This is a genomic window from Methanomassiliicoccales archaeon, from assembly GCA_038850735.1.
Lineage (GTDB): Archaea > Thermoplasmatota > Thermoplasmata > Methanomassiliicoccales > JACIVX01 > JACIVX01.
The window spans coordinates 176,112-190,827 of record JAWCLO010000001.1; the positions used below are offsets into that span (position 1 = coordinate 176,112).

Annotated in this window: 15 protein-coding genes; 7 read left to right on the forward strand and 8 right to left on the reverse strand. The window is 43.0% G+C overall.

Annotated elements, in window-relative coordinates:
• The first annotated feature begins 39 nt into the window (after positions 1 to 39).
• From QW087_00800 to QW087_00815, 4 genes are all read left to right on the forward strand, one after another.
• Positions 40 to 624 (forward strand): 2-oxoacid:acceptor oxidoreductase family protein, encoded by a 585-nt coding sequence (locus QW087_00800; GenBank protein MEM2943267.1) that lies wholly within the window; start codon positions 40 to 42, stop codon positions 622 to 624.
• On the forward strand, positions 624 to 911 hold the full coding sequence (locus tag QW087_00805; protein MEM2943268.1) for a 4Fe-4S binding protein: 288 nt from the start codon (positions 624 to 626) through the stop codon (positions 909 to 911). The genes QW087_00800 and QW087_00805 overlap by 1 nt, the downstream gene beginning before the upstream one ends.
• Entirely contained in the window at positions 911 to 2,071 is a 1,161-nt protein-coding gene (porA, locus tag QW087_00810) for a pyruvate ferredoxin oxidoreductase (protein ID MEM2943269.1), read from the forward strand. The genes QW087_00805 and porA overlap by 1 nt, the downstream gene beginning before the upstream one ends.
• Before the next feature lie 95 nt (positions 2,072 to 2,166).
• Positions 2,167 to 3,006 (forward strand): thiamine pyrophosphate-dependent enzyme, encoded by an 840-nt coding sequence (locus QW087_00815; protein MEM2943270.1) that lies wholly within the window; start codon positions 2,167 to 2,169, stop codon positions 3,004 to 3,006.
• 112 nt (positions 3,007 to 3,118) lie between these two features.
• Here QW087_00815 and QW087_00820 read toward each other — a convergent pair whose 3' ends face one another.
• The 5 genes from QW087_00820 to QW087_00840 all read right to left on the reverse strand — a co-directional run bounded on the left by QW087_00820 (position 3,119) and on the right by QW087_00840 (position 8,019).
• Positions 3,119 to 3,832 carry a radical SAM protein gene (locus QW087_00820; GenBank protein MEM2943271.1) on the reverse strand — a complete coding sequence of 238 codons (714 nt, stop codon included), beginning with the start codon at positions 3,830 to 3,832 and terminating at the stop codon, positions 3,119 to 3,121.
• A gap of 767 nt (positions 3,833 to 4,599) precedes the next feature.
• Complete coding sequence (locus QW087_00825) at positions 4,600 to 4,815, reverse strand: HypC/HybG/HupF family hydrogenase formation chaperone (GenBank protein ID MEM2943272.1); 216 nt, start codon at positions 4,813 to 4,815, stop codon at positions 4,600 to 4,602.
• An 8-nt stretch (positions 4,816 to 4,823) separates the two neighbouring features.
• Positions 4,824 to 5,219 carry a nascent polypeptide-associated complex protein gene (locus QW087_00830; GenBank protein MEM2943273.1) on the reverse strand — a complete coding sequence of 132 codons (396 nt, stop codon included), beginning with the start codon at positions 5,217 to 5,219 and terminating at the stop codon, positions 4,824 to 4,826.
• A 62-nt stretch (positions 5,220 to 5,281) separates the two neighbouring features.
• Complete coding sequence (glnA, locus tag QW087_00835) at positions 5,282 to 6,634, reverse strand: type I glutamate--ammonia ligase (GenBank protein MEM2943274.1); 1,353 nt, start codon at positions 6,632 to 6,634, stop codon at positions 5,282 to 5,284.
• Between the two features lie 188 nt (positions 6,635 to 6,822).
• Complete coding sequence (locus QW087_00840; GenBank protein ID MEM2943275.1) at positions 6,823 to 8,019, reverse strand: alanine--tRNA ligase-related protein; 1,197 nt, start codon at positions 8,017 to 8,019, stop codon at positions 6,823 to 6,825.
• Positions 8,020 to 8,275: 256 nt separating this feature from the next.
• Between QW087_00840 and QW087_00845 the strand changes: the two genes are divergently transcribed.
• Positions 8,276 to 8,758, forward strand: coding sequence for an Lrp/AsnC family transcriptional regulator (locus QW087_00845; protein MEM2943276.1), 483 nt, complete (start codon positions 8,276 to 8,278; stop codon positions 8,756 to 8,758).
• Positions 8,759 to 8,998: 240 nt separating this feature from the next.
• Positions 8,999 to 10,825 carry an aspartate--tRNA ligase gene (gene aspS / locus QW087_00850; protein MEM2943277.1) on the forward strand — a complete coding sequence of 609 codons (1,827 nt, stop codon included), beginning with the start codon at positions 8,999 to 9,001 and terminating at the stop codon, positions 10,823 to 10,825.
• Between the two features lie 18 nt (positions 10,826 to 10,843).
• Here aspS and gatB read toward each other — a convergent pair whose 3' ends face one another.
• From gatB to gatC, 3 genes are read right to left on the reverse strand one after another with little or no spacing between them, the layout of a single operon-like run.
• Entirely contained in the window at positions 10,844 to 12,199 is a 1,356-nt protein-coding gene (gene gatB / locus QW087_00855) for an Asp-tRNA(Asn)/Glu-tRNA(Gln) amidotransferase subunit GatB (GenBank protein ID MEM2943278.1), read from the reverse strand.
• Positions 12,196 to 13,500, reverse strand: coding sequence for an amidase family protein (locus QW087_00860; GenBank protein MEM2943279.1), 1,305 nt, complete (start codon positions 13,498 to 13,500; stop codon positions 12,196 to 12,198). Before QW087_00860 ends, gatB begins: the two co-directional genes overlap by 4 nt.
• 32 nt (positions 13,501 to 13,532) lie before the next feature.
• The gene (gatC, locus tag QW087_00865; protein ID MEM2943280.1) at positions 13,533 to 13,805 is read right to left on the reverse strand and encodes an Asp-tRNA(Asn)/Glu-tRNA(Gln) amidotransferase subunit GatC; all 273 of its coding nucleotides are present in this window, start codon (positions 13,803 to 13,805) and stop codon (positions 13,533 to 13,535) included.
• 242 nt (positions 13,806 to 14,047) lie between these two features.
• On the opposite strand from gatC, the gene QW087_00870 reads away from it, so the two are divergent.
• Positions 14,048 to 14,539, forward strand: a complete 492-nt coding sequence (locus QW087_00870) for a tetratricopeptide repeat protein (GenBank protein ID MEM2943281.1) — start codon at positions 14,048 to 14,050, stop codon at positions 14,537 to 14,539.
• Positions 14,540 to 14,716: the final 177 nt, after the last annotated feature.

Below are 14,716 nucleotides of genomic sequence, written 5' to 3' on the forward strand. Positions count from 1 at the left end.
ATAATATATTGTAACATCATGACGCGTCGGGTGTAATAGATGTCATCAGCGCATCAACACATAAATAGGATGGTAGAAATTCGATGGCACGGAAGAGGAGGCCAAGGAATCGTGACGGCAAATGAAATCTTAGCTGGTGCAGCTCTTCTCGAGGGCAAATACATCAAGGCTTTCCCCGAATTCGGACCAGAAAGAATGGGGGCACCGATCAGGGCATTTGCGAGGATTTCAGATAAACCGATAACTATTCACAGTCAAGTGTATCATCCAGATTTTGTCGTCGTTGTTGACTCAACGCTTCTAGGACAAATAGATGTAACTGAAGGATTGAAGCCGGATGGTGCGATCATTGCGAATTATTCAGAATCTCCAGAGAAATTGAAAACGATCATCGGTGGCAATTTTGAAGTACACACTGTTGACGCGACGAGAATAGCCATGGAAGAAATTGGAAGACCACTGGCAAACACAGCAATGCTTGGGGCACTTTCGAAAATAACTCGTGTGGTAGCTCTTGAAAGTGTCGTGAAAGAGTTGCAGCGCAAATTTTCTGGAAAATTCACGTCAGAGGTTACTTCGAAGAACATCAGAAGCGTAGAAAGGGCATATAACGAGGTGGTATGATGGCAGATTCTGAGGCAAAGGCTAAGGATCTTCCAGAGGGTGGAATTATTGAAGAGGCGGGAAGCGCTAGAAAATACAAGACAGGAGATTGGCGCTCTCAGAAGCCTGAGGTTGACAAAGAGAAATGCATAAACTGCCTTTGGTGCTGGGTATATTGTCCCGATAATTGCGTACTTGTTGAGGAGGGTAAAATGGTTGGATTTCGATACTCCCACTGCAAGGGATGTGGAATCTGTGCGAATGAATGTCCTAAAAAGGCAATCACGATGAAAAGGGAGGGAAAATAATGCAAACCGTAGCAATGAACGGCGATCAGGCAATCGCCTATGCTTGGAAGCAAATCAATCCAGATGTTGTTGCTGCTTATCCAATTACTCCTCAGACGATCATTGTTGAGGCATTTTCAGAGTATGTTGCTGATGGATTGGTAGATACTGAATTCGTTTGCGCTGAGTCCGAGCACAGTGCACTGAGTCTTTGCATCGGTGCGGCAGCTGCTGGCGCAAGAACTTGCACCGCCACGGCTTCTGCAGGGCTCGCATTTATGTGGGAAATGCTTTACATTGCAGCTTCGATGAGATTGCCAATTGTCATGGCCGTTGCAAATAGGGCGCTCAGCGGGCCTATTAATATACACTGCGATCACAGCGATGCCATGGGCGCACGGGATTCTGGATGGCTTCAGATGTTTAGTGAGAATGCACAGGAGGCGTATGACAATTCAATCATGGCATTCAAGATAGCCGAACATCTGGACCTTCGGCTTCCAGTTATGACAAATCTAGATGGATTTGTAACAACGCATTCTCTTGAGAATCTGAAACTGCTTGAGGATGAAGTAGTGAAAGGATTTGTAGGCGAATACAAACCGATCAAGCCACTATTAGATTATAGAAACCCAGTAACCTACGGACCCTTTGATCCTCCAGATTTTTACTTCGAGCATAAATATCAGCAGGTTGCCGCTATGGGGCGTGCACTCAAGGTGATTAAACAAGTTTCGGAAGACTATGCAAAGACAAGCGGTCGATACTATGACATTCTTGAGCCATATCACGTAGATGATGCTGATTTTGTGGTCATGGCAGCAGGATCAACTGCCGGCACACTTAAGGGTGTGGTTGATGAACTTAGGGCAGAAGGTATGAAGGTAGGAAGTCTAAAACTCCGAGTATTTAGGCCTTTTCCGGCGAATGAAATCGCTAAAATGTTAGAAGGAAAGAAAGCAGTTGCGATTCTTGATCGGGCGGTAAGCTTCGGAGCAGCTGGTCCAATTTTCCCAGAAGTTAGATCTGCTCTATATGACTCACGCGATAAACCGAAGTTGGTCAACTATATCTACGGACTTGGTGGCAGAGACGTTTCCATGGATGAATTAAAGTCTGTGTACAAGGCATTAGCCAAGAATCAGGCCGAACTCATTAACTATTTGGGGGTGAGAATCTGAATCTGAAAGAACTGTCGAAGAAACCATCAGCGATCACTGAGGGACATAGGCTGTGCGCCGGTTGCGCAGAGCCCATCATCGTTAGACAGATCTTGATGGCCACAGACAAGCCGGTCATAGTGGGAAATGCTACTGGGTGTTTGGAGGTTTCGACCACAGTATATCCATATACGGCATGGGCTGTTCCGTGGATACACAGCGCCTTTGAGAATGCCGCGGCGACGATAACAGGTGTGGAAAGCGCATACAGGGCACTAAGAAGAAAAGGCATAATCAAAGATGAGATAAGGTTTGCAGCGTTCGGAGGCGACGGTGGCACGTACGACATAGGATTTCAATCACTATCAGGGGCTATTGAAAGAGGACATCAGTTTGTCTACGTATGTCTCAACAATGAGGCGTACATGAACACTGGCATTCAGAGATCTGGAGCTACTTGGAAAGGGGCTAGCACTACAACTTGTCCAGCAGGAGAATGCATTCCCGGTAAGAAAGAGTATCCAAAAGATCTTACTAAGATCATAATTGCACATGAGCTCCCGTATGCTGCTCAAGCATCTCCGCACAACTGGAAAGATCTTATCGATAAGGCTTCGAAGGCATTTGAAATCGGCGGCCCTGCTTTTATCAATGTCGTCGCTCCCTGCCCAAGAGGGTGGAGGTTTGATTCAGCTCAGACAATTCAAATTGCGAGACTTGCTGTGGAAACCTGTATATGGCCACTATACGAATACGAAAGAGGCAAATGGAGGCTTACAGGAGATAGCAAAAGAATTGCGGAAGGAAAAAAGGAGAAACTCCCAATCACCGATTGGTTGAAATCTCAAGGACGCTTTAGGCATCTCCTAAGTGATAAATGGAAGCACATTGTGGATGAAATTCAAGCTGAAGTTGATAGAAAATGGGAGGAATTGAGGAGACTTTGCGCGGAGTGATTCCTTTTTCCTCTCATATTAACATTTATTTATTGTCTTAATAGAGCTTCCATTTCGTTGAATTTCCCGCGATTATCAAATTATATCTTGATTTTCAGAACACTTTGATTATTCATTTGAATCTTTCATAAACAGTCAAAGTGGAAAGACCTTCGAATTCTGACTGGATTATCCTCATCCTCCTTCGGCCAAGCGATGCAACAGATTTGCAGTGCATAGGTGTATCTAGAAAGAGGACCTCTGGTTTTATTTCATTGCAGAAATCAACAAACCCTGGCACTTCCTTTAGATTTTCCTCAATTAAAGTGATCACCATGTAGAAGCGACCATTATAGTGCTTTCTTATTGATTGAATTTGATCAAGAATATCGGTGATAGATATCCCTCGATGGGGCTCATTTATCGTTTTGAAAATGACGTCAGTAACGGCATCCAGCTTCGCAATAATAAAATTGAGTCCTGCGACTTCGTTCCGTGAAAGAAGGTCATCTAACAATGTTGCGTTCGTGATGATACCCAATTCCAGATCACAAATTGATCTAATGACGTCAACAATTTCCCCAAAATTTAATGCTAATGTTGGCTCACCTGTTCCGGCAAAAATAAGCGAGTCAGAGCTAGGAAACTTTCTGAGAGCAAGCGACAGTTCCTCCGAAATAATCTTCGATGAAGCAAATTTCGTCCTTGCATTCATGAGGATTCCTTTACGCCCTAGGCGGCAATATATACAATTGAAATTGCAGACCTTTGGCTCTGTTCCGATAGGATCGATTCCGATCGATCTCTCAGAAAGCCATGACCTCAATGGTCCATAAACGTGACGCATGAATTCGCTACCACAATCACAAAAGGGGAACATCTCTGTAATAATACCTATGTATAACTCAATGTAACTGGAAAGAATGTGGATAAAACCAATTCGATATATGCGAACAATATCATTTCAGGTGGAATTCAAATCTGAGATATGCATGGTATTTGGCAGTACCACTCCAGAGTACGACCGATGGTACAGAGAAAATATCGGAATCAACGTGTTAGGGTGCGAGGCCGCAAGAAGGCTCGACCAATAGGGATTTGGTATTGAAATAGGAATTAGAAACTGCAAATATCGCTAAGAGCGCAAATGTTGATATCAGCATCGATCCTTAATTTGATATGCTAAGATCTTATGAAAAAAAATGCTTAACTTTTTGCGGCATTGGGGAAGCGCTACTTTTTTTTGTATTTATCCTCCCTGCAAATACCTGCTTTTTGCTTTGTCCAAAATCCGTCAAAAGATGTTGAGGGGGCTCGCAGTGTACTTAAGAAAAACGGGAGTATCGCGGTATACGATTCCCTAAGGACTTAATCTGCGAAAAATATTATACAAAAAAGGCTGGGATGAGTCATCTATTTATCGCCATGCGCAATTCTTCAGTTACGAAGAAATTGATGTTTCACACTTGAGTATGGCCATTTTGTTATTGATCGTAGAGTCTCAATAATCAATTATTCAACCTTCCAAAATCCGCGAGTAGAGCGGGCATTAGCTGGAAGTCCGAACGGCGGATTTTACGTTCGTCCGCGTCAAAAAATCCTGAAGTCCGAATTTTAAGATTGTGCAAGTACTTCATCCCAAAGTCTTAAGGTCTCTTTTGCTTCCTCTTCATCAACTGTTTGTATTGCAAACCCAGCATGCACGACAACCCAATCTCCCACTTTGACGTCAACGAGTGAAATATTGACCTTTCTCAGCACGCCACCAAATTCGACCTCAGCCATATTCTCCTCGATGGAGCAGACTTTCCCGGGAATTGCCAGACACATCTCATGCATCACCGCGAGGACATAATCTTTAAAATTGCTTCTGCAGGTTGACCGTCACATTCGATAAGAGCTTTCAAGGCTTCCTCCTCAGAACACCCTGTCTGCTCCACGACAAGTTTAATGTCCTCCTGTGGCACGCTAGGCTCCGATTTGCCTGCTATGCTTTTCTCATGAATTTCGAATTCACCAGCGACTTGGAATACTTTCTGGCCCTGCATCTCCATCAAAGTGACTGCTGCCTCCTTTACTACATATTCCTTTGTTTTGGTTTTGATGATGACTTCTTCTACATTTTCAATTTCCTCGGCTTTAATGCCAAGTCGCTTCATTGCCTGTTTTAACTGTCGCGGATTGACTCGTCCGATACCGGGCATCATGCGATCAACACCCGTCATTGGCGTCATGAAGTTAAATATTTTGAGTCAATTGAGCTGCTACGTCTAGGAATGAAGAGCTATAGCTGATATTACAAGGACTTCAGATATTTTGCAATTTCCCAATCTGTGACCTGCGTTCTATATTCGTCCCACTCTTTGCCTTTTATATGGAGGTAATGGGTGAATATATGCTCGCCGAGCGTTTCTTTCATAAGTGGGCTCTTGCTCATGATCTCCAAAGCCTCTCCGAGACTTTCTGGTAAACTCTGAATCCCATGCTTTTCTCTTTCCTCTCTACTCATATGGTATACGTCCTTTTCAACGGGCTCGGGAGGATCAATATTTCTGTCAATTCCATCAAGACCCGCAGCAAGCATTACGGCAAATTGGAGATAAGGATTGCCAGCGGGATCTGGATTTCTCAATTCGATTCTTGCCTTTGCACCTCTCCCAGCAGGAACTCTGATAAGTGCGCTGCGGTTTCTATTCGCCCATGAAATGTAACAGGGAGCCTCATAGCCTGGGACGAGACGTTTGTAAGAGTTTACATAGGAAGCGAGCACGGCACAGGTTTCCCTTGCATGCCTTATCAGGCCGCCTATATACTTGAGCGCTATTTCACTTAGTCCATAGCGACCAGATGGATCATCGAATGCATTTGATCCATCTAACCTTGAAAGGGACTGATGCGTGTGCATACCCGAGCCATTACAACCATAAAATGGTTTAGGCATGAACGTAGCATGCAATCCATGCCGCAAAGCGATGGTCTTTATACCGAATTTCAATGTTATCATTCGATCGGCAATCGTCAATGCGTCGTCATATCTTAGGTCAATCTCATGCTGACCTGGTGCAACCTCATGATGAGAGGCTTCCATGTTGAATTTCATTGCATCGAAATTCATCATGATGTCCTTTCTAACGACCTCACCAGTATCAAGAGGCATGAGATCAAAATACCCCCCAAAATCATTGGGAATGGGCCGTGGACTTGTGTCTTCAGCGACTTTTAGAAGGAAGAATTCAAATTCTGGGCCGACGTTAAATATATATCCTTTTTCCCTAGCTTTGGCCATCATCCGCTCCAGGACACAACGGGGATCGCCCTTGAATCGATTACCGTTATGATCATAGATCTTGCACATGAATCGCGCAGTCGTCATCCAGCTATCACGAGTCCAAGGATAAACAAGAAATGAGTTGAGAATTGGAACGGCCCTCATATCGGATTCTTCAATTGTAGCATATCCCAAAATCGACGAGCCGTCAATAAAAACACCCTCGTCGATTGCTTTTTCTAGTCGTTCAACTGGTATAGAAACGCTCTTGACAGTTCCCAAAATATCTGAAAACTGCATTTCCACGAATCGAACATTCTCTTGTTTCACAATGTTTAGTATGTTCTCCTTTAATTCGGATTCGCTCGTATCCGGATTCATGGAAATGCCGTATAAGACAATTATATAATAAGCATTTCGTCTGATATAAGTTTGTTTGAGAAAATATAAACAAAATATATGAGCATATACCATATGAACGAATTATATACATACTGATTATTTAATTTAATAATTCATATGGTAAAGACGGAATCTGAAATCTCATATGCTAAAATCACCCAAGCAGCTCATACATCGATCATTCTCAGGTTAGATTTGACGCTAGCGACTAGTTCATATACAATTTCTTCACTGTTTTCAGATCCAGATACTCCACCTGAAGCGAAGTTTTTTTGACCCCCGCCCTTACCGCCGAATCTAGAAATGCAGTTGTTAAGAATTTGAGAGCAGTCAATTTTCACATTTTTCCCTGCTGCCAAGATTACAAAGATTCTGTCGTTTTTCGATGCCAGAATAACAATTGAATCATCGTCCTCGATGAGTCGGCTTGATTCCTCTATAAGAATCCGCCTGTCTCCTCCTTCGATCACATCTGAAAAAATCTTGTAAGAACCATAGTGTTCTGGTTTCAAGGACATGAGTCTCCATCTCAGACACTTTTTCAGCGATTCCTTTGTTGCAAAAAGATCGTGTTTCATATTCATAATCGCACTTACGAGGTTTTCAGTTTGTGCGCCTGCAATCTCTGAGGCCTGCAATGCAACTAACCCTAATTCCGCAGATGATTTAATCGCCTTTCTACCTATTTCGAAAAAAATTTCAAGGTCACCAACAGGTTTGGCAGAAACCACCTTTGTTATGAAAATCATGCCGATCTCAGCAGTGTTCCGCACGTGAAGTCCGGCACATGCCGCGGCGTCAAATTCACCTATTTTGACAACCCTTATTCTTTCGTCGGCAATTCTGTCCAATTTGGCCCTAATCCCCGATGCTTCTACATCATTCCTATTCAGCCAACATTCAGTTACATGAAGTCCGCGCATCACAATGTCGTTGGCCAAGGATTGAGCCCTTGCAATCTGAGACCATTCAATAGTACCCTTGACAATAAAACTTTTCTTGGTTGGTGAAATCTGGATCTTCACGATTTCAATACCGGGTGATTCTCTGCGCAGAGAGGAAAAAAGAATATGCTCGCCCGTATGCCCTTTCATGAGATCATATCTGCGTTCCCAGTCAATTTTGCAACTAACCCGTTGACCGGCCTTGAAGGATTGCTCTTTGACGCGATGGTATACGGTATCACCTTTGATCCTGACTTCAAGTACTGGGATGTCATCAATAGTGCCCAAATCGCAGTCTTGCCCTCCGCCACCTGGAAAAAAGGCCGTGCGATCGAGGATCACACAATCCTTGTCGATGCCCTCAACTTCCGCTTCGAAGTCGCAGATGTATTGATCAGTTGCATAAAGAAGATTGCTCATTGTCAAGAGCCAATTCGATCGTACTTAATAAAACTATCAATGAAATGCGAACATGCCATATCATTAATGGCAAATCTTGGGGTTATTCCCCTATCAGAAAAAACCTTTGTGAATTCCGCATGGAGGTAACAATAAAAACTTGAACCCTCCGTTAACGAGGCACAAAAATATGCATTTATTAGGAAGTCGTTACTGGAAAAGGAAATATATTGCCAGAGTTGATGGTACTCAATGGTAAAAATTGGCGGGTGAAGATTTGCCAGAAAATATTGACGATCTAGACATGAAGATAATAGAGGAGCTCTGCAAGTCCAGTCAGGGCTCCTACCGTCAGATAGCGAAACGTTTAGGAATCCATCCTGCGACTCTTATCCAACGCGTCAAGAGTCTTGAAGAACGCCGGATAATCAGGGGGTATAGAGCAAATGTAGATTATCTGAAGCTTGGCTATGAATTTATGGCCATTGTCCATATTTATGTCGAGGGCGACTTGCTAGAAGTCCAGAAGAGGATTAGGAGCATAAAAAATGTAGTCGCTGTCTTTGACGTGACTGGGGAATGCGACTCAATTGCATGGATCGCGTGCAGAAACAGAGAGGAATTCAGTAATGTGATTAAAGGAATGCTGCAGATGCCAGGAGTAAAGAAGACCAGTACTTACGTTGTGCTCAATGTAATTAAGGATCCCTATGAATTCATGCCTGATTTTCACAAACAAGACGCTATGTTAGGTGAGTAAACTGGGCTGCTAGTTTCAATTGATATAATCAAATAAGATATCCAGAAAATCAAGTTTTCTGGATTTTCGATAAAATTATAGAAAAACGGCAAGATTTTTCGCGAAATGAATGAATATTTTGCAGAAATTTCTATCAAAATTCAGCAATTTTCTGATAAGAATTATCGGAATAGGGCAAAATGTTTAATACGATGCTGTATTTAGAGCCTACACCCCTGAAAATATAAGAGAGGAAACACAATGATTCGGACACACAACTGTGGCCAACTGAGGTCTGACGATATCGGAAAACACGTCAAGATTGCAGGATGGGTCAGATTTTCTAGAGATCACGGTGGTGTCAAATTCATTGATTTAGCTGACTCGTATGGTATAAGCCAGGTAGTTTTTGATCCTGCCTCGATACAATCGGGAGTTGATACGGAATCCCTTTCGAAGAAAATCGATTCCCTCACAAGAGAATCCGTTATAGTGGTCAGTGGCGTCGTTAGAGAAAGGGTACCCGGCACTGAAGATCCTAGAAATCCAACCGGTATGGTTGAGGTGCTCATCGAAGATTTGACTATTATCAGCAAGGCCAAGCCTATTCCGTTCGAAATTGCAGATCAGAAAAAATCTTTGCTGCCGAGCGAAGATCTCCGATTGAAATTCAGATATCTCGACCTTCGACGTGCAGAAATGATCAGGAATTTGAGATTCAGACATCAACTTGTCGCTGCTGCACGTGAATTTTTTAACGCCGAGGGATTCATAGAGATAGAGACACCTGTTCTTACGAGAAGTACTCCAGAAGGAGCGAGAGACTTCATCGTGCCTTCAAGAACCATGCCGGGTAGATTTTATGCCTTACCACAAAGCCCTCAATTATACAAACAGATGTTGATGGTAGCTGGCATCGACAGATACTATCAGATCGCGCGTTGTTTTCGTGATGAAGATTCTCGAGCAGATAGGCAACCTGAGTTCACACAAATTGACCTGGAGATGTCCTTTGTCGAAGAAAAAGATATTCAAAATACCGTGGAGAAATTATTGTCACATATCTGGCATATATTATACAATGAGGCTCTCGAAACGCCTTTCCCGCGCGTGAAATACAAGGATGCGATTAATAAATTTGGGACCGATGCACCAGACATAAGATTTGGGCTTGAAATCATTAACGTTACGGATGCGGTTATTGATTCTACTTATGACGTATTTCGAAAGGTCATTCGGAATGGCGGGATCATTCTGGGTATTAACCTGCGATCCTCCCTTCTGTCATCTTCGAAATCTGAATCAATCCAGCTGGGAAGAAGAGAAGTAGATCGGCTTATAGAATGGGCAAAATTGGAAGGAATAGGGGGGCTTACATGGATGAGGGTAACGAAAGAGGGGCTTAGCTCAAACATAGTGAAGTATTTTCCTAATGAAATTAGACAGCGCATCATGCGTATGATGGATGCGGATATCGGCGATCTTCTTCTCTTTATCGGTGGTCCAGAAGCACAGACGAGGAAGACAGCTGGAGCGCTGAGAATGAAGTTAGCGAGAGATTTGGAACTTCTTGAAGGAAAGAACCATCAATTTGTGTGGATCGTCGAGTGTCCCCTCTTCATTAGAGATCCACTTACGGGAAGTCTCGAACCCTTCCACCATCCCTTTGTCATGCCTGAGAACGGGTGTATTAATGATGGAGATGATGTTGAGGAAATAATAGGGCTTTCCTATGATATTGTCCTCGACGGATGCGAAATCGGAAGTGGTTCGGTTAGGATACATGATCCAGAACTGCAAAGAAAAGTATTTAAGTTACTTGGCATGACAAATGAAGAAATTCAAAGGAAATTTGGATTCTTCCTGGAAGCACTAAGCTACGGAACGCCTCCGCATGGTGGAATAGCATTAGGTCTGGATAGGCTCGTTTCTATTCTCATGGGTTGTGAAACAATTAGGGAAGTTATTGCATTTCCAAAGAATAAGCGCTTTCAATCACCATTGGACGACTCACCAGCGCCGATTGAGGATGCAAAATTAGCGGAACTGCAGTTGCTGTCACTTGCACCCAATAAAGAGGACGATTAGGAACGACATTTCTGCGCATCACTGCGAAGCTCTTTTGTCCATTTCCTCAAACACGATCTTAGCAATCTCCTCTGAAGGTATCTTTCCGCGATAGATCTTCATAAGTTGCCCTACAATGAAATTTGCCGCCCTCTTGTTTTCCGCATAATCCCTCAGCACCTCTGGTCGCTTGCGGATAATTGCATCCACCTGCTCAACGATTTTTTCTCTATCAAAATCAGTGCCACCTTGCATGAATTCTGTGCCTCTCAGGTAAGAGACAAGCATTCTTCTACCATCAGCGGATGGGAGGGCTCCAGAGAGAATAGCTTCAATTATTTCTCCAAGTTTGCCTACAGCATCATCAGTGATGCGCTTTTCAAAAGATGACCAGTTTGGGATAATTTGTTCGAAAAGCAGAGTAAGAACCTCTTGCTTAGAAAATTTAGCGACCGCTTCTTGAAAGATACTAGCAAGAACCGGCGATTTGCCAATGATTTTGGCTTTTTCAAATGGCAACTCAAATTCCCTTGAAATCCGTTCCGCCCGCATCAGTGGGGTCTCGCAAAGGACAAGTGTCTCAGCGAGTTCTTTGATATTAAATACACCAAGGTCTGGTTCAAGAATATAGCCGTAATCCTCTTCAAATTCCTTTTCACGCGCAGGCAATGTAACTTTGCGTTCTTCGTCATAACGCCTAGTTTCCCTTAAGACCTTTTTACCAGCCTTGATGAGCTTTGATTGTCTGGCATATTCAAATTCCAGAGCATTCTCAAGGTTTTTGAGTCCCAAGATATTCTTGACCTCTACGCGCTCTTCAGCAACAGAGATATTTGCATCGACTCTCACCGATTGCTCGTCCTCACCCGAAATACCGACTAAACTCCTGATGTCATCTAGTAGTACCGCAATGAAGTCCCTTGCTTCTTTGGGCGAACTTATGTCCGGGGCGGTAACAATTTCCACAAGCGGAATTCCACTCCGGTTGTAATCAATCAGCGATATTTCCTCGCTTGGTTTACCAACGCGTTTAATCTTTCCAGGATCTTCTTCTAAATGTACCCTCTGAATGTGTATGATTTTCCCGTTGTTAACAAATTGTCCGTCGATTCCGAGAGGCGACTCATATTGCGTAATCTGGAAGTTCTTCGGCAAATCAGGATAGAAGTAAGTTTTTCTTGAAAACCACGTGACATCAGGAATTTTGCACTGAAGTCTTTTTGCGATCATCAATGCAAGCGTGAATGCTTTCTTATTAAGACTAGGTCGAGAACCTGGAAATCCTAAACATGTCGGGCATATCGATTCATTTGGCTCAGAGGCTTTTGTTGGGCACGAACAGAAAAGCTTTGTTAACGTAGGTAGCTGAAAGTGAATTTCCAAACCGATCTTCATGAGATCCCCTCTGGGAATTTGTAAGAAAACACCTCCTCCCATAATTTTGCAAAATGGATAAGGCGTTCTTCTTCCCAAAATGGCGCGATTAATTGAAATCCTGCCGGGATTCCATCAGGATAGCCACATGGCATAGAAATATGAGGAAGACCGACGAGATTTGGTGGAATCGTAAGGAAATCTGCCTTGTACACTTCCAGAGGTTTCATTTTCTCAATCTCTGAGAAGCGGGGAGCTTTGAATGGCATTGTGGGAGTCATAACTAAATCATATTCACAGAATAATTTTTTGAACTCTTTCCTAATCATTTGTCTGACAGCTAGCGCCTTGAGATAATAGCGATCTCTAAATCCCACGCGCCTACAATGGGTGCCAAGCAGAATTCTCCTCTTTGCCTCTTTGCCGAATAATTCTGATCTTATTTCTGAAAAGAACTTGTTGAAATGCTCATTGGTTGCATCGCTAATGACGCCAAACCTCATGCCAGAATAGCGCGCAAGATTCGTTGAGGCTTCTGATGTTGCGAGTACATAGTAAGCGGGCAAGGCGAATTTTAGGGATGGCATATCAACCTCTTCAACATCTATTGCCAACTGTTCACGAATGATTTCAATTGCCACTTCAAGGGCAGATTCAATGTCATTATCAATTCCTTCAAGCGCTGCACTAGGTATACACATTCTCTTGATACGGGGTTTCTTGGGTTTATATACTGGCTGACAACATGAAGTAGGATCATGCGAATCAGGACCCATTATTATGGGGAGATACTTCTCCAGGTCAGACGCGGAGCGACAAATCAAGCCAACTTTATCGAGGGAATTAGCATAGTCAATCAATCCATAACGTGAAACTCTTCCATAGGTTGGCGTTATGCCAATCACACCACAAAAACACGCAGGGCAGGAAATAGAGCCACCCGTCGAAACAGCCAGAGCCACATGTTCATTAATTAGGCTCACTGCAGCGGCAGCACCACCACTCGATCCACCACAACTTCTTTCGGGATCGAATGGATTTAACGGTACACCATAAGATGAATTCATACAAAAACTTCCAAAGCCAAATTCGTCCATGTTTGTTTTTCCGATCAACAAACCACCGCTTTCTCTAAGTCTTTTCACAGGAGTGGCATCGAATGGCGGTCTGTAACCATCAAGAATTTTCGATCCGGCTCGAGTTTGAAAGTCTATTGTACAGAGGTTGTCTTTCGCGGAGAAATGAAATTTAAATCCTTTCTTTATTTTCTGAAGTTGCTCTTCGCTGATCAGTTCTGAAAATATATGGAATTTTTCGTTCAATCGACGAATTGTGAGAATATCGAATCCCTGTGTCAAACCAATCGTGGCCCCCTTACAAAGCCTTCGACCGTTTTCATAGATTTTCTCAGGAGCTCTGCATCAAACGCTTTGCAGATTTCATCTTCTCGAAATATGTTCTCGATGGGGACTGGGGTCAATGTAAAGTCCTCTATCGTTGGTGCCTCATCTAGGATTGAAAAATAGTTAAAAATATCTTCAAGGTCCCTTGAGAATTCTTCAATTTCATCATCAGTGAGCACCAATCTTGCAATCTTAGCTACATCCTTGACTTCCTTTACCTCCATATGAATCTTCCTCCGGTGGTTATATCGAATGATCATGGGTTATACCATTGATGTAGTTCGCGTTTATTTGTGATATCCCATATATAGCATTCCACATTTAATAGAATATCAATTTATCAAGGGCATCCTGCTCGATTGACAGTGCTTGGAAGAGTTCTCAATTTGATAATAAAGACTACATAAACGATTACGAATGGGAAAACATTTATCTTCATATCGGAACTTACACGGTTGGTGCATTCATGGATGAAGCGGATAAACTTGTGAAACAAGGTTTCCAGCTGCTGAACGAGGGCGAGTATGCGCAGGCATTATCGAAATTCGAGAAAGCAATAAAACTCAACCCGAAAAACGCTGAAGCTTATTTTGGAAAAGCAGAAGCGGGCCTTTGTGTGACCAAAATGAGTTCTGAAGAGATTCTCGAATCATACAAAAAAGCCGTTGAACTCGATCCACAAAACGCGTATTACCTAACTTCATTGGCGTCTTTCTGTTTAGACGTGGGCAAACTAAACGAGGCGGAATCAGCTTACAACAAGGCTGCTGAGATCGACCCAGATAACGCTGCTTATTACTATTCCGAGTTTGGGGTGGAGTATTCAAAAAAAGCTCCAGAAATCTATGAGCAATTTTTAGATGAAAAGACTAGGGAAATCATCTTGAAGAAATCTTTAAAATACCTACTCAAAGCTATCAATCTCGATGAGGATAAAGCCAAGAAGCTTCTGTGCTAGTGAGCATCGGGCCCGATTTCGCTTCGGTCGCTATGATCGCCATTTCATTTACTAAGTCATTAGGTACTTTATCTTGTCACTCCAATCGTCTAAACGTTTGGTCTTTTTATAGCAGCGATCACACACCCCTTCTCTCTGATGGTAATGTTTGGCGCAAACAAGCTGACCACAAATGAC

Coding starts and splice junctions, on each gene's coding strand:
- QW087_00800 (MEM2943267.1), top strand. CDS start 40: ATGTCATCAGCGCATCAACACATAAATAGGATGGTAGAAATTCGATGG.
- QW087_00805 (MEM2943268.1), top strand. CDS start 624: ATGGCAGATTCTGAGGCAAAGGCTAAGGATCTTCCAGAGGGTGGAATT.
- porA (MEM2943269.1), top strand. CDS start 911: ATGCAAACCGTAGCAATGAACGGCGATCAGGCAATCGCCTATGCTTGG.
- QW087_00815 (MEM2943270.1), top strand. CDS start 2,167: ATGGCCACAGACAAGCCGGTCATAGTGGGAAATGCTACTGGGTGTTTG.
- QW087_00820 (MEM2943271.1), bottom strand. CDS start 3,832: ATGCGTCACGTTTATGGACCATTGAGGTCATGGCTTTCTGAGAGATCG.
- QW087_00825 (MEM2943272.1), bottom strand. CDS start 4,815: ATGTGTCTGGCAATTCCCGGGAAAGTCTGCTCCATCGAGGAGAATATG.
- QW087_00830 (MEM2943273.1), bottom strand. CDS start 5,219: ATGACGCCAATGACGGGTGTTGATCGCATGATGCCCGGTATCGGACGA.
- glnA (MEM2943274.1), bottom strand. CDS start 6,634: ATGAATCCGGATACGAGCGAATCCGAATTAAAGGAGAACATACTAAAC.
- QW087_00840 (MEM2943275.1), bottom strand. CDS start 8,019: ATGAGCAATCTTCTTTATGCAACTGATCAATACATCTGCGACTTCGAA.
- aspS (MEM2943277.1), top strand. CDS start 8,999: ATGATTCGGACACACAACTGTGGCCAACTGAGGTCTGACGATATCGGA.
- gatB (MEM2943278.1), bottom strand. CDS start 12,199: ATGAAGATCGGTTTGGAAATTCACTTTCAGCTACCTACGTTAACAAAG.
- gatC (MEM2943280.1), bottom strand. CDS start 13,805: ATGGAGGTAAAGGAAGTCAAGGATGTAGCTAAGATTGCAAGATTGGTG.
- QW087_00870 (MEM2943281.1), top strand. CDS start 14,048: ATGGATGAAGCGGATAAACTTGTGAAACAAGGTTTCCAGCTGCTGAAC.